General features: G+C 39.8%; 10 protein-coding genes. 5 read left to right on the plus strand and 5 right to left on the minus strand.

Annotation, left to right across the window (positions count from 1 at the left end; genetic code table 11):
* Nucleotides 1–2: 2 nt before the first annotated feature.
* The 3 genes from IEE83_RS12960 to IEE83_RS12970 are packed head-to-tail and all read left to right on the plus strand — an operon-like array spanning nt 3 to nt 4463.
* Entirely contained in the window at nt 3–1499 is a 1497-nt protein-coding gene (locus tag IEE83_RS12960; RefSeq protein ID WP_194120983.1) for a sulfatase, read from the plus strand.
* Complete coding sequence (locus IEE83_RS12965) at nt 1499–2902, plus strand: sulfatase (protein ID WP_194120984.1); 1404 nt, start codon at nt 1499–1501, stop codon at nt 2900–2902. Before IEE83_RS12960 ends, IEE83_RS12965 begins: the two co-directional genes overlap by 1 nt.
* A 49-nt stretch (nt 2903–2951) precedes the next feature.
* On the plus strand, nt 2952–4463 hold the full coding sequence (locus IEE83_RS12970; protein WP_194120985.1) for a sulfatase family protein: 1512 nt from the start codon (nt 2952–2954) through the stop codon (nt 4461–4463).
* A gap of 9 nt (nt 4464–4472) precedes the next feature.
* Here the strand turns inward: IEE83_RS12970 and IEE83_RS12975 are convergent, their stop codons facing one another.
* Nucleotides 4473–5276, minus strand: a complete 804-nt coding sequence (locus IEE83_RS12975) for a helix-turn-helix domain-containing protein (RefSeq protein ID WP_194120986.1) — start codon at nt 5274–5276, stop codon at nt 4473–4475.
* Between the two features lie 81 nt (nt 5277–5357).
* A complete protein-coding gene (locus tag IEE83_RS12980) occupies nt 5358–6164 on the minus strand; it encodes an SDR family oxidoreductase (protein WP_194120987.1) in 807 nt (268 codons plus the stop codon).
* A gap of 311 nt (nt 6165–6475) precedes the next feature.
* Here IEE83_RS12980 and IEE83_RS12985 point away from each other — a divergent pair, with 311 nt between their 5' ends.
* The gene (locus IEE83_RS12985) at nt 6476–6865 is read left to right on the plus strand and encodes a DUF1398 domain-containing protein (protein ID WP_194120988.1); all 390 of its coding nucleotides are present in this window, start codon (nt 6476–6478) and stop codon (nt 6863–6865) included.
* 48 nt (nt 6866–6913) lie between these two features.
* Here the strand turns inward: IEE83_RS12985 and IEE83_RS12990 are convergent, their stop codons facing one another.
* From IEE83_RS12990 to IEE83_RS13000, 3 genes are all read right to left on the minus strand, one after another.
* A complete protein-coding gene (locus IEE83_RS12990; RefSeq protein WP_194120989.1) occupies nt 6914–8026 on the minus strand; it encodes a mannonate dehydratase in 1113 nt (370 codons plus the stop codon).
* 102 nt (nt 8027–8128) lie between these two features.
* The gene (locus IEE83_RS12995; RefSeq protein ID WP_194120990.1) at nt 8129–9316 is read right to left on the minus strand and encodes a PQQ-dependent sugar dehydrogenase; all 1188 of its coding nucleotides are present in this window, start codon (nt 9314–9316) and stop codon (nt 8129–8131) included.
* A gap of 185 nt (nt 9317–9501) precedes the next feature.
* Nucleotides 9502–10524: a LacI family DNA-binding transcriptional regulator gene (locus tag IEE83_RS13000; RefSeq protein WP_228101795.1), complete on the minus strand. Its 1023-nt coding sequence runs from the start codon at nt 10522–10524 to the stop codon at nt 9502–9504.
* A 185-nt stretch (nt 10525–10709) separates the two neighbouring features.
* On the opposite strand from IEE83_RS13000, the gene IEE83_RS13005 reads away from it, so the two are divergent.
* A complete protein-coding gene (locus tag IEE83_RS13005; RefSeq protein WP_194120991.1) occupies nt 10710–13343 on the plus strand; it encodes a DUF3857 domain-containing protein in 2634 nt (877 codons plus the stop codon).
* The last annotated feature ends 20 nt before the right edge of the window (nt 13344–13363 follow it).

Raw genomic sequence — 13363 nt, forward strand, 5'->3', positions numbered from 1 at the left:
GTATGAAACGAAAATATTTCAAATGCATCCTGCTGCTCGTTGCAGTTGTATGGGTTAATCAGGTTTTCGGACAGGTAGTTTCTTCCCGAAAGCAAAATGAAAGACCAAACATCCTGTTCATTTTAGTGGACGACTGGGGGTGGACGGATCTGAGTTCTGCCGGCAGCAAATATTATGAAACACCCAATATTGATAAGCTGGCCAAGGAGGGACTAAGTTTTACACAGGCTTATTCCGCCGGTCCAAACTGTGCGCCCAGCCGCTCATCTTTAATGACAGGAAAATTTCCGCCGAGACACGGAATTTTTACGGTCGCTAATTCCGACCGAGGAGACTCATCAGAACGGAAATTAATTCCAATTAAAAATGAAACGGTACTAAATCCATCTTTTACCACCATTGCAGAAGAACTGAAAACCGCCGGCTACAACACGGGACTGATCGGAAAATGGCAGTTGGGGGAAAAGGAAGAAGGGGCTGATGCGCATGCCCAGGGTTTTGATTACGTTATTGGCGGAACCGAAGGGACGCCATCATATTTCTATCCTTACGCAGCCAAAAAAGCCGAACAAATTTCTCCGCTGGAAGGAATTACTTCCGGTGAAAAAGGAGAATATCTTACGGACAGATTAACGGATGAAGCTGTGAAATTTCTGGACAAGAATAAGGAAAAGCCATTTTTTCTTTATTTATCATACTTCTCGGTCCATACACCGATTCAGGCGAAAGAGGAAATTATTCAAAAATATAAAAACAAAAAGGGTGATGAATTTCACAACAATCCGGTTTATGCCGCTATGATTGAAAGTACGGATCAGGGCATCGGAAAAGTATTGAAATCGTTGGAAACGCTTAATCTTGACAAGAATACACTGGTTATTTTTTATTCGGATAATGGTGGAATGGGAGAGGTCACCGCCCAGCACCCTTTACGCGGATCGAAGGGAATGTTATATGAAGGCGGAATTCGCGTTCCGTTAATTGTGAAGTGGCCGGGAAAAACTGATGCGGGTGCTAAAACAGATGTTCCGGTTATAGGAATTGATTTTTATCCCACATTGCTTGAAGTTGCAGAGGTTAACAAGCCAATAAATTCCGAATTTGACGGACATAGTTTTACACCGCTTTTGTTGGGAAAAACGATTCCATCGAGAGATATTTTCTGGCATTTCCCCGGGTATCTGGAAGCGTACAAAGGAGACAAGAGAAACAAAGATGCTTTCCGCACAAGACCAACCAGCGTAATCCGTTCCGGGGATTTTAAGCTTCATGAATTTTACGAGGATGGCCGGATTGAGCTTTATAATATCAGGGAAGACATTGGCGAATCCGTTGATCTGGCGAAGAAAAATCCGACGCAAACCAAATTGTTGAAAGCAAAACTTGAAGCCTGGAAAAAGAAAGTCAATGCCAAAATCCCTACAAAAATAAATCCTGAATACGCTCCTGAAACATCTGAAAATAAACCTGCTGAATCTAAACACATAAATCTCAACTGATGAAATCAATAACATATTTTTTAACACTGTTAGTTTTTTCGGGTCAAGTGCTTCATGCACAGCAAAAAGAACCGGCCAGAAAAAAATATAATGTTTTGTTTATAGCCGCTGATGATCTGAATAATGATCTGGGTTGTTATGGAAATAATTTTGTGAAATCACCAAACATTGACAGGCTTGCAAAAAGAGGGGTTTTATTTGATAAAGCTTACACGCAATTCCCGCTTTGCAGTCCGAGCCGCTCATCTTTGTTAACGGGTCAGCGCCCTGATGTAACGGGAATTTATGAATTGCAGACTCATTTCCGGAAAAATCTTCCGGACATTGTGACTCTGCCACAACTTTTTAAAAACAACGATTATTACAGCGCAAGAGTTGGTAAAATTTATCATTACGGAGTTCCTGGCCAAATCGGTACAGACGGACTGGACGATCCGATTTCCTGGGATCACAAAGTAAATCCGAAGGGAAGAGATAAAGCAGAAGAAGGAAACGTCAAAAATCTGACACCAAACCGTCCGCTTGGAAGTGCGCTTGCATATCTGGCCACAGAAGGAACTGATGAGGAGCAAACGGATGGGTTGTCTGCAAATGAAGCGATCAAAATTTTGGAAGAAAAGAAAAACGAGCCATTCTTTCTGGCTGTCGGATTTTTCAGACCGCATTCTCCTTATGTAGCGCCTAAGAAATATTTCAATATGTATGATCTTGACAAAGTTCCGCTTCCAAAGGAAATTGCCAATGATCTTGACGATATTCCGGAGGCAGCTTTATTTACAAAACCTTCACACTGGGGACTTAAAGAAGCCGAACGCAGAGAAGCGCAGCGCGCTTACTATGCCACGATTTCGTTCATGGACGCGCAGGTAGGAAAACTGCTTGATGCACTTGACCGGTTAAAATTGTCAGACAACACCATTATCGTTTTCTGGTCAGATCATGGATATAATGTGGGTCAGCACGGACAATGGATGAAACAAAGTTTGTTTGAGAATTCTGCACGTGTTCCTTTGATCATTTCTGTGCCTGGTGGTAATAAGGGAAAAGTTTCCGGTCGCACTGTTGAATTGCTTGATATTTATCCAACATTAGCGGATTTATGCGGACTGGATCCAAAGCAGAAATTGCAGGGAAAAAGTTTAATGCCATTGCTTAAAACGCCGACAGCAAAATGGGACAAGCCTGCCTATACACAGGTTTTACGTGGTAAAATAATGGGAAGAAGTGTGAGAACAGAACGCTATCGCTACACGGAATGGGACGAGGGAAAAGCGGGTGTTGAGCTCTATGATCACCAGAAAGATCCGGATGAATTTTACAATCTTGCCAAGTCCGTTGCGCAGGCTAAAACGGTAAATGAACTTGCTATGTTACTGAAAAAAGCTTTTTCTGCACAACCATAATTGTTTTTCAAATTTTTAGTTTGAAATTTGTAATTATGGTAAGTTTAATATGAGAATCAGGAAGTTCGTCAGTACAGGAGTGTTCATTGTTTTGCTGGTTTTAATGTCTTTTTCCGGTTTTGCCCAGCGTGGAGAAATCAGGGCATTGCCAGGCCCCAATATTATATTTCAGCTTGCCAACAGGCACCTTTGGGAAGAGTTGACAAGCAGGGCTCAAAAAAAGCAAAACAAGAATAACAGGGAAAAAAGTAAACCTTCAAGACCTAATATTATTTTTGTGCTGACTGACGATCATCGTTGGGATGCCCTTGGCGTGATGGGGAATAAAATTATCCAGACCCCCAATCTGGATGCACTTGCCAACAGGGGAATTTTATTTAAAAATGCTTATGTCACAACATCCATTTGTTGTGTGAGCCGGGCCAGTCTTTTAAGCGGCCAGTATATGTCCCGCCATAAGATTAACGATTTCTCTACCTGTTTTTCAAAAAAAGCGCTTGATAAAACATATCCTGCCTTGTTAAAAAAAGCGGGATATAAAATCGGGTTTATTGGAAAATTCGGGATAGACAGTAACAGGCAACCGGATTCTCTATTTGATTACTGGGCATGCGGAAGAGCTGAGCAGCCACCTTATTTGCTTGTTAATAAAAGCGGACAAACAATTCACAATACTGATAGTGTAGGAAAAGATATCAAACAATTTCTATATCAATTTGCCGGACAACCAGAGCCATTTTGTCTTTCTGTAAGTTTCAAAGCACCGCACGAATCTGAAAGTGATCCTGCGACTTTTCCATATCAGGAACGTTTTGCAAGTTTATACCAAAATACAAACATCCCGAAACCGGTTACAACGGACCCGAAATTCTGGAACAGTTTTCCCGAGTTTTTCAGGTCTGATAAAAATATCGGCAGACAGCGCTGGAAAACTTTTTTCTCAACGGAGGATAAAAGACAGGAAACAGTTAAGGATTATTACCGTCTGATTACCGGTGTTGATGAGGCTGTGGGTAACATGGTTGCGCAATTAAAACAACTCCAAATTGACCGTAACACCATTATTATTTTTATGGGAGACAACGGGTTTTCTTTGGGAGAACATGGTCTGGAAGGAAAATGGTTTGGCTTTGAAGAATCAATCCGGGTCCCTATGATTATTTCCGGAGAACCGATTCCAAGAAAACTGATTGGTAAGAAAGCTGAAAATATTGCGCTGAATATTGACATTGCCCCGACGATCCTGTCATTCGCAGGAGTGGCTACTCCGACAACGATTCAGGGAAAAGATTTGATGGCATCTTTTAAAAGCGGCTCCACTGAAAGAGAGGATTTTTTCTATGAACATACATTTATGGGTAGTCCGGGTTTGCCAAAAGTTGAAGGTGTTGTATCGAAGAAATTCAAGTACATGAAATATATTGAGCATAACTACGAAGAGTTTTACAACACCAAAAAGGACCCGCATGAAACAAGAAATCTGATCGATCCCAAATCGACTTCTACTGATCTGGACAAGTTTAGAAAGCGCTATTCTTATTTAAAAAGAGCGGCGAAGTAATTGTCAGATTTATCTCATTGAAGGACTCTGCCCGAATAAATGTTTGTATGCAACCGAAAAATGCGAATAATCTTTAAAACCAACTTCAATATAAACATCCGTTGCTTTCCATTTCTTTTCCTGAATCAGATAACGTGCATCTTCCAGACGTTTGTTTAATAGCCATTTATTAGGCGTAGTATTGAAAATCCTGGAAAAATCACGTTTGAAAGTGGACAGACTGCGACCGGTAAGATAGGCGAATTGACTGAGGCTTCCATTGAAGTTATAATGTGCCCGCATGTAAGCTTCCAAATCAATTTTTCCTGGTTCGCTGAAATCAAACAGTATATTTTTCAATAGCGGATTAGCTTCTAAAAAGATTAAAACTGCTTCTTTAACTTTTAGTTTTATAAGATTACCGCTGATGTCCCGACTGTTTTCTAAATAAGGCAGAAGAGAATCTATATAATTATTAAACAGTCTGTTAGGCTTGATAAGCAAAACGTTGTCGTATGGCTTGTGAATTATTTCATCAGGTCGATATTGATCTTTCAATTCAAGCAACGTATCCTGATCGATACAAATTGATACCGACCGGTACTCGCCGCCAACTGGTGGAATTTTAACAAATTTACTGAGTCTGTTTTTTACCGCTAATCGAAAATCTCCTGCCTGATATGTGCGAGATTTTCCATCAAAATAAGTTTCGGAAGTACCAGAAATGATATAATCGAACACATGTTGTTTAATGAAGATTTCTCCTTCAATAGTACGCTTCGACGTTGCTGAGTATATAATCTGCGGTACGTTTGGATTTGTGGTTTTCGACATTGGAATTAGTATGACGGCACAACTAATGTACAAATTACACGAGTTCTGCCGTCATTTTTTGAATGTTTAATTTGGTAATATCTAACCTAGAAAAGTTACAGACATTTCCCGGCGAAATTCCTCGGGCCCTACTTCCAGGCGACGGTCGTACATAGCCTGGCAATCGGCTCCGGCAATGTAATGTACCTGATCCTTCTCATCCGTTGCTGCTTCATATACAATTTGGGCTACTTCTTCGGCCGTTGAACCGCTGGTTGTCGGATCCATCATACCTGCAACAACGCTCATGTATTTATCAACCAATTCCTGATAAGGCTCTGTTGATGTGATCTCGGCATTGGAAGCAAAGGCAGTTCTGATAAATCCCGGAGCAACCGTTTTCATACCAATTCCAAAACGTGCAAGTTCGTAACTCATGCCTTCACTCCATCCGTGAATTCCCCATTTTACTGCGTGATACAGACTGTCGAACGGAAATGTTACCAGACCTGCCACGGAGGTGATATTAATAAATAATCCCTGTTTTCTGATCCGGAAAGTGGGTATAAATGCCTGAGTAACCCGGATCGCGCCCAACAAATTGGTTTCAATCTGTTTCACTAATTGTTCTTCTGATACACTTTCTAATGGACCGATTGCACCATAGGCGGCATTGTTTAGTACCACATCGATATCGCCCAGAGACAGTGCTTTGGCAACAGTGCTTTTTATTTGCTCAGGATCGGTAATGTCCAGCGCCAGAACTTCTACATGTTCCAGATCACTAAAAATGGTTCCTTTTTCAATGTTACGCATCGTCGCGATCACTTTCCAACCTTTGCTGTGAAACAACCGGACAGCCGCACTTCCAAGGCCGCTGGATGTGCCCGTAATGAATATCGTCTTCATAATTTTTTTGTTATATTTATGTTGACAAAATTACGGTGGCCTGAAAAGTCACAGATTGTTCTAAGGTTCAAGTTTGATTGTTTTAAAGTTCACTAAGATATAGTTAACAATAAGGCCCATCAATTCCTAGACTTGGTAGAGTCGTGACGTAGATTTAAGAGCAATGTAATGTTTTGCTCTTTATGTGTTTACAAGAGATTTGTTTAAAACTTATTATAAAGTCTGTTTTGTCCGTTTTTTCTTAATATTAGTATGCCGGTCTAACAAGGCTGAAAATTATTTAAACACGCTATACATCAATCAATAAAATTATGTTTACTCTAAATCAGATTAAAGAAGCGCACTTAAAAGTAAAAAGCGGGAAAGATTTTCCGGGATACATCAATGAGATAAAGCAGCTGGGTGTGTTGGCTTATGAACAATATGTATCCAATGGACAAACAAAGTATTTGGGAGCGAATGACTTTGAAGTAAGCTCCGATTCGAAATATGATACTCTTGAAATTGCAAAATCCGGAGATATTGAGAAACTAAAACATGCACTTAAAATTCATCAGAACGGAGAAACAGATTACCTCACTTTTTGCAAGCAATCCGCCGAAGCCGGTGTTGAAAAATGGGTTGTGGATAATCAAAATATGACTTGTACATATTTTGATAAAAGCGGAAATGAAATGGTTGTGGAAGTAATTCCGTCATAAAGGAAATAAAAATAATGCTTCGTTTCCTTTTTGGAGATGAAGCATTATTTATGCTTTGCCGGATTCTTTGGCAATCGATTCAATTAATCCTCTCATATAACCAATGGCAAAAAGCGCTCCGATATTACTATAACCCGGATGTTCATTGCTATCTCCCGACATTGTCGGAACATGATCAGGACGCATCGGGCCACGAAATCCTATTTCATAATAAGTTTTCATCGCATTGTACATATCGGTTTTTCCGTCGTCGTGAAATGTTTCTTCAAAGTGATTTCTGTCACCTCGGACATCGCGGAAATGTACAAAATGAATTTTTTCTTTTTTGCCAAAATAATTAATTACAGAAGGGATATCTTCACCCATCGTAGCAAAAGTACCCTGACAAAGTGTAATGCCATTACTTGGACTTGGGACAATTTCTATAAGCCGTTTGAAGGCGTCCGCCGAAGTCATAATTCTGGAAATTCCTCTGATTTCATCAACAGGTGGATCGTCAGGATGGAGTGCAAGTTTCATTCCCACTTTTTCCGCTTCTGGTACCACCGCTTTCAGAAAATATTCGAGGTTTTTCCACATCGTTTCTTTGGAGAATTTTCCATACTGGGTTACGGATTCATCCTGAATTTTGTCGATATCAAAAGCACTCACCAAAGCCCCGCCGCGGCTCGGTCTGTCCAGCGAAGTACGTGCCCAGCTTATAACCGGCATCCAGTTATAACAGATCGTATCAATACCAGCTTTTGATAAATTCTTCATTAAAGTGATAAAGTTTTCAATTTCTTCATCACGTCCATCCAGTGCCAGTTTTGTTTTTTCAGAAAGTGCCGGCGGGCCTTCGATAACCCGAAGTGTCAAGCCTTCTTTTGCCCATGCCTCTTTTACTGCCAGGACGGCCTGATAATCCCATGGTTTTACATCTTTCAATCCTATACTTCCCGGACTTATTCCGCCCACAGCGCCCAAAACACGCATTTGTTTCGACAATTCTATCCTTTGTCTGTTCATTCCAAAAAAATGCGCAAGACAAAACTGCAAACCACCATCTTTGATATATTCCTTCTGTTTTTCGGAAATTTTCAAATTCTGTGATTTACCCAGCAAAGATAACGATGCCAGCGAAGCACTGTTTTTGATGAAACTGCGACGTGTATTTTTCATGGAATTTCCGATTTAATACTACCTGTTAAAGAAAATAACCCCAGTCATTTACTCGGTGAAGAGATCAGAACTGAGGTTTCCAGAGGGAAAGAAGTTTGTAAATTAAGGTACAATCTTATACAGCGAACCTTTGGTGTTTTCAAGAATTATGGTCAGCACATACAGTTCGCCGGAAAGATCTTCACCGAAACTGTAAACGTGCCAGTAACCCGCATCTTTGCCAATAGATAATTTATTTCTGGTCCACTTATCATCCTTTCCGGGCGACAATGACCAGATAGGTCCCATCATATCACCAAAAACATATTTACCCGTCAATGAAGGGATTGATTTTCCCCGGTAAATAAAGCCACCGGTTATACTCAATCCTTCCGGATGCGGGTATTCTGTTATGGGCGCTATTGGATTTTTTGGTTGCGGATCTTTCTCATTAAACGCATGCAATCCTTCAATCGGTCTCCATCCGTAGTTACCGCCTTTTGTGATGATGTCAACCTCTTCATATTTGTTTTGTCCTACATCACCGGCAAAAAGCTGATGTGTTTTTTTATCAAAACTAAAACGCCATGGATTACGCAATCCGTAAGCATAAATTTCCGGTTTGGCATTTGCGTCACCAACAAAAGGATTGTCAGAAGGAATAGTATATGGAAGTTTGTTAACGTCAATGCGCAGAATTTTACCAAGAAGATTAGTCTTGTTCTGAGCATTTCCAAACTCTCCATGCTGGTCATTTGCACCACCGCCGTCACCGACAGAAATGTACAAAAATCCGTCCGCTCCAAATTTGAGATCACCGCCATTATGGTTCGATTGTGGCTGGTCTATTATCAAAACCTTGCTCATTTTTGCCGCATCTGCTACAAGCGGATTGGATGAGACTATGTATTCGCGGATTTCACTTTGATGATCGAGCTGATTTTTAACCGGATTAGCTACGGGGACACTGCAATAAACATAGAATTTACCATTGCTGGCGTAATCCGGATGAAACGCAAGACCGAGTAATCCGCGTTCGTCGTAGCCTTCTTTTTTCAGTACCTCCTTTTTAATATCCAGAAAAGGAGTTTCTAATAGTTTCCCCTTTTGAATAACCCTGATACGGCCTTCCTGTTCTGTAACAAAAAGCAGATCAGGATTCTTTTTTGTTACCGCAAATGCGGTAGGGTGAGAGAGCTGATCGGTTATCAGGGCAAGTTTTACTTTAACGGGCGAATCCGGCACCTGGGCAAATACCGATGCCGACATCATTAAGGTTGAAAGGATAGGAATAGTTAATTTTTTGAGCATTTTTTTACTTTTCGTTTATTATAATTTGTGTTAGGGGGAGTTATTCGGATAAAAAAGAAAGCTTTTTATTGCTCCCGACTTTATCACTTACAAATTAACGTAATCGTTTACGGAAAATGATAAAAATTTGAAAACTTAATTGATATTTAATAAAAAGCTAGGCTTTTTGCCCTCTACAATGAATTTCAGTAATTTTTTTTCAAAGAGGATTCTCTGATAACAGGAAGTGGTGTTACAACAATTCTGGAAGAACTTTCTTCATTACCATTTTCAATGATCCGGTTTAAAAGTTTGAAAGCTTCCTGTCCCATCAGCACGGTTTGCTGGTCCATTGTTGAGAGGGATGGCGTTGTGTGTTCGCTGAACATATCGTTGCAAAATCCAAAAACGCCAAATTGTTCCGGTACGTTAATTTTGCTGATTTTCAATTGTTTAAGAATGCCTAAGGCGGTAAAATCTTCTGCCACAAATATGGCATCAGGCGGTTCAGGAAGTTCCAGTAACTGGCGTGTTCCTTCCATTCCTGATTCGATGGAAATATTTCCGTTATAGATAAGATTTTTATCCAGAGCAATATTATTGGCTTTTAAAGCTGCTTCGTAACCTCTGAATCTGTCGTTAAATGTATTGATATACAACGGACCGGAAATGTGTGCAATCCGTTTGTAACCCTGATCGATCAAATGTTGCGTAGCCCAAAAAGATCCGTTGAATCCGTCAATCACAACAGAAGGTATGTCTAGATTTGGAACCCGGTCAAAAAAGACCAGTGGGATATTCCTTCTTTTTACGTCCAGAAAATGTTCATAATCCAGCGTATTTCTGGAAAGTGAAGCAATAATCCCGTCGACTCGCGCGCCTATAAAAGTTTGAATTCCTTTGACTTCCAGTTCATATAATTCATCACATTCATGAATAAGTACTGAATAGCCATGTTTACTGGCAAGGTTTGTAATTCCATGAATAACCGAGCCAAAAAACGCATTTTCAGCTGTCGGGATAAGTACACCAATAACATTCGTTTTTCCTGAGCGCAAGGATGAAGCAATGCGATTGGCTTTATAATCAAGCCTTTGTGCGGTTTCTTTTACAATAGCTTTGGTTTTGGCACTAATTTCAGGATGATCACTTAAAGCACGGGAAACCGTAGCGGCCGTCATATTGAGTTCCCTGGCAATATCGCTTAAAGTGACGCTGTTTTTCTTCAATTTGATGCTTTTTTGTAAATGTAGCAAGATTTGGAATGTGGCAAAAATTGTGTTAGCCGGAAAAATTGACAAGCCAGATTAATTTTTTTATTGTGGAAAAAATTTTATGTATAAGCTAGTATATAATAGTTACAAAATTTATTTTAGCTTTAAGAAACGTTTACTCTCATCTTAAAGATTTATACTTGAAATTTACCCTTAATTCTGTTAAAAAGTTCTGGCTGACTTTTCTGGCTTTACTTTTAGTGGGCCTGTATGTTTCGGCCTCACCCGCGGTTCGTATTTCTGCCGCTCCATCCTGGGTTATTCCTGTTACGCCCGGCGGGAAAGCTGCTTCTCCAAAGGATTTTTCTGACGGCTATTATATTTTGTTTTCGGATATGCAGGCGAATCTGGAAAAGAAGACAACCTTTTATAGGTATATACGACAAATTGCATCAGAAAGCGGAATTCAGAACGGATCGGAAATATCCGTTGTATATGAGCCTTCCTATGAGCAGGTTACTTTTCACAATATCATTGTATGGCGTGATGGCAAAGCAATCAATCAGCTGAATGCGGCTGATTTTAAAATAATGCCGCAGGAAACAGACCGGCAACGGTTTATTTATAACGGAAGTTATTCCGCCTCTATGATTTTGAAGGACATTCGTAAGGGTGATAAAATTGAATATTCCTATTCTGTAATTGGTTGGAATTCTGTTTTTCAAAACAAATATTCTGAAACTTTCACTTTTGGCGCATATGACTATATTGCCCATAAGCATTATGCCATTATAGCAGGGAACAATAGAAGTCTTTCTTTTAAAGATTTCAATAAGCCACCTGCCAGGACTGTAAAAAAAGACGGAATTAATACCGTTTTTGAATGGGACGTGAAAAATATTAAAGGTGAGCCTTATGAAGATTTTACGCCTTATTGGTTTCGTAATTATGCGTTTGTCCAGATTACAGAATTTAAAAGCTGGAATGAAGTTGTTAATTGGGGATTGCAATTTTATCAGTTTCCGGCATTGTCGGGTGTGTTAAAAAACAAGGTAGAAGAATGGAAGAAAGCATCAAAAGGAAGTGATAATGCATACATAGGCCTGGCAACCCGGTTTGTTCAGGATGAAGTCCGTTACCTGGGTATTGAGACAGGCGAAAATTCTCACAAACCCCACAACCCGGAAGATGTTTTTAACCAGCGTTATGGTGATTGTAAGGATAAAGCGTTTTTGCTTTGTGCACTTTTACGGGCTAATAAAATTGACGCAAATCCATTATTGGTAGATACCTACAGAAAATCTCATTTGTCTGAATATCTGCCAACTCCTGCGGATTTTAATCATGTTGTTGTACATGTCAGTTTAGGTGAAGTTAAGAAAGAATTTCGCCTTATCGATGCGACTTATTCTTTGCAGGGAGGGGAAAATTCCCAGATTGCTTTTCCGGATTATGGGCAAGGGTTATTGTTGAAAAAGGGTCAAAATGATGTTATTTCGCTGGAATTACAAAAGCCGGGCAGTGTTTCAATAATCGAGGAATTTACTGTACCGCTTAACACAGATACAACCGGGAAAGGAAAACTGGTTACCAAAACCGTTTATTTTGATGCCGAGGCGGATGCTGTCCGTGCACAGTTTCAACAGAATAATTTCTCTGAAACCGAAAAGAATTACCTCAATTACTACCGTGATATCTACAAGCATGCCGAGTTTGAAATAATAGATTCCCTTGAATATTATGACCAGCGGGAAGCCAATAATATTTCTTTGGTTGAAAGATACAGCATGAAAAATGGCTGGCATTACGACAGTACCAGGCATACAAATTCTTTCAGTTTTTTTGGGAAAATGCTTTATGATCAGTTAATTATTCTTCCAAACAGACCCCGGAAAAATCCTGTTGCGTTGACTTATCCGTATCGTCTTGATTACACAATCAGAGCCATATTACCCGATCAAAGAAATATTCCCCTGGACAGTTGGGAAATCAAAAGGGCATCTTATGAAATCCAGTTCAGTTCTAAATATATCGCGGCGGAGAATGTCTGGGAACTTCATTACGAATATGTTACGCTGAAAGATTATGTGAATGCAGGAGAGGTTGGGCAGTTTAAGAAGGATATGGAAAAACTTTCAGATAATCTTGAATATAATTTGCTGGGTGATGGCTCCTCGATTACAAATTCCAACGAAGACTTTAACACAAGTGTGATTTTAATATGTCTCGTTTTTCTGGCTGGTTGCGTCTTGTTTTTTATGAAAGTTTATAAATTTTCACCTGTACAGGAACCCGGTTTTTATCAGAGCATACCAATTGGAGGTTGGCTGGGGCTATTGGGGCTAGGGTTGGTTTTTACTCCTTTTACGATTTTGTCCGGTTTTTTTACAACAGCAAATGTTATTTTCTTTGACGGTTCCGGTTGGAATGCAATGCTGAGACAATCTGAATTCAGAATAACGGCATATCATTTACTACTGGTAATGGAAGCAATGGGAAACCTGTTTTTTGCCTCTTTTGCTGTACTGGTGATCATACTTTTTTTTAAGAAACGCAGCTCCTTCCCGCTTCTCTTTTCAATTTTCGCCGGATCCAATTTGCTTTTTGTTATCCTGGATACGGTTGTCACATACATGATTTTTAAAACTTTGGGTGCTGATGAAACTGCTTTAATTGGTACCATTTTAAGGCAGACTTTTTATGCAGCAATCTGGATTCCATATTTAAATAAATCAGATCGTGTCAGTAGAACCTTTGTAATAAGTTATGATCAGGAACATGAAGATTTTCCAGATGCTGATGCGACGGTTATCAATCAGGATTCACAAATCTGAGGCATAGCCGGTACATAATT

The organism is Dyadobacter subterraneus, from assembly GCF_015221875.1.
Lineage (GTDB): Bacteria > Bacteroidota > Bacteroidia > Cytophagales > Spirosomataceae > Dyadobacter > Dyadobacter subterraneus.